Consider the following 2,376-nt stretch of genomic DNA (forward strand, 5'->3'; position numbering starts at 1 on the left):
CGTTGTTCGCGGTTGAGGTGGCGTTGTTCCGGCTGCTGGAGTCGTGGGGGGTGCGGCCGGACTTCCTGCTGGGTCATTCGGTGGGGGAGCTGGCGGCGGCTCATGTGGCGGGGGTGATGTCGCTGGAGGATGCGGCTCGTCTGGTGGTGGCGCGGGGTCGGTTGATGCAGGCGCTTCCCGCGGGTGGGGCGATGGTGGCGTTGCAGGCCACCGAGGCCGAAGTAGCGCCCCTCCTGCCCGATACCGTTTCGATCGCGGCGGTCAACGGCCCGCAGGCGGTCGTCATCTCCGGCGACGAGACCGCAGTAACGGAAATATCAACGTATTTCACTGCCCAGGGGCGTAAGACGCGTCGCCTGCGGGTCAGTCACGCCTTCCACTCACCCCTGATGGAACCGATGCTGGAGGATTTCCGCCGCATCGCCGAAACCATCACCTACCGTCCCCCGTCGATCCCGGTCATCTCCAACCTCATCGGGGAGCCGGTGGCGGACTTCTCCGCCGACTACTGGGTGCGGCATGTGCGCGAAGCGGTGCGGTTCGCCGACGGCCTGGCCTACCTGCGGGGTCAGGGGGTGGAGACGTTCGTCGAGCTGGGCCCCGACGGTGTGCTGTCGGCGATGGGCCACGACTCCGCAGAGGAGGGCCTGTTCGTCCCGGTGCTGCGCAAGGACAGGCCCGAGGCGGAGAACCTGGTCACGGCACTGGCGAGAGCGTTCGTAGCCGGGGCGAAGGTCGACTGGAAGGCGTACCAGGCGGGCAGCGGTGGGAAGCTTGTGGACCTGCCGACGTACCCGTTCGAGCGTGAGCGTTTCTGGTTGCTGCCGTCGTCGGGGTCGGTTGATCTGGCGGGTGCGGGTCTGGGGTCGGCGGATCATCCGCTGCTGGGGGCGGCGGTGTCGCTGGCCGACGGGGACGGGCTGCTGCTGACCGGACGACTGTCCCTGCACGACCAGCCCTGGCTCGCCGACCACGCCGTCCTGGACACGGTCCTGTTGCCCGGCACCACGTTCGTGGAACTGGCGCTCCGGGCCGGTGAGCAGGTCGGCTGCCGCCGGATCGAGGAACTGACGCTGGAGGCGCCGCTGACGCTGCCCGAGCACGGCGGGATCCAGGTGCAGGTCTTCGTGGGCGCGGCGGACGACGCGGACCTGCGTACGGTGGCGGTCCACTCCCGGCCGGAGAGCGGTGAGGACGCCTGGGTGCGGCACGCCTCCGGCCTCCTCGGTCCCGGGGTCCTCGGACCGCGCGCCGACCTGGCCGACTGGCCGCCGCCGGGTGCCGAGCCCGTCGATCTCGACGGCTTCTACGACCGGCTGGCCGAACGGGGGTACGCCTACGGGGCCGCGTTCCAGGGGCTGTGCGCCGTGTGGCGGCGCGGTGACGAGGTGTACGCCGAGGTCGGCCTGCCCGAGCGGGACCGCGTCGAGGCCGCGAGGTTCGGCGTGCATCCCGCGCTGCTCGACGCCGCCCTGCACGCCGGTGGGGCCGCCGCACCCGAACGTGTCGAGGAGGTGCGGCTGCCGTTCTCCTGGTCGGGGGTCACGCTCCGGCCCGCGGGGGTGGGCGGCCTGCGCGTGCGGCTGGTGCCCACCGGCGCCGACTCCCTGACACTGGATCTGGCCGACGAGACCGGCGAGCCGGTGGCGTCGATCGGCTCCCTCACCCTGCGGCCGGTCTCCGGGGAACAGCTCCGCGCGCCCGACTCCCTCTTCCGCACGGAGTGGACTCGCGTCGCCGGCGAGCGGGAACCCGTCTGGGAACCCGTCGCCACGGTGCTGCGCGTCCACCCGTCGTCGGGCGACATGCCCTCCTCGGTACGTGCGGCGACCCTGGAGGTACTGGCCGCGGTACAGAGCCGCCTGGTCGACGAACGGCCCGGCCCCGGCCCGCTGGTCATCGTGACGAGCGGCGCGACGGCCGTACGCCCAGGCGAGGCCGTGGATCCGTCGGCCGCGGCGGTGTGGGGTCTGGTGCGCTCCGCCCAGCTGGAGCATCCCGGAGCGTTCACCCTGCTCGACCTGTCCGAGGGGGACGAACCGCCCGCCGCGCTGCCTTCCGGTGAACCCCAGCTCGCCCTCCGCGGAGGCGCCCTGTACGCGCCGAGGCTGGTCCGGGCGCGCGTACTCCCCGCCCCGTCCCCCTGGAAGCCCGGCGGCACGGTGCTGGTCACCGGTGGCACGGGGGCGCTGGGCGGTCTGGTGGCCCGTCACCTCGTCACCGAGCACGGCGCACGAGACCTGCTGCTGGTGAGCAGGGGTGGGGAGAAGGCGCCGGGGGCCGCGGAGTTGGTCGCGGGTTTGGAGGCGTGTGGTGCGCGGGTGGTGGTGGCGGCCTGTGACGTGGGTGATCGGGCGGCGTTGGAGGGGTTGTTGC

At 72.6% G+C, this 2,376-nt stretch carries 1 protein-coding gene; it reads left to right on the plus strand.

Annotated features, from left to right (window positions below; genetic code table 11):
* Positions 1–2,376, plus strand: a 2,376-nt coding sequence (locus tag ACFFRH_RS44020) for an acyltransferase domain-containing protein (protein WP_386164130.1), incomplete at both ends; no start/stop codon positions are given.

Origin of the sequence: Streptosporangium vulgare (assembly GCF_042428775.1) — a bacterium.
In the GTDB taxonomy this organism is placed as follows: Bacteria; Actinomycetota; Actinomycetes; order Streptosporangiales; family Streptosporangiaceae; genus Streptosporangium; species Streptosporangium vulgare.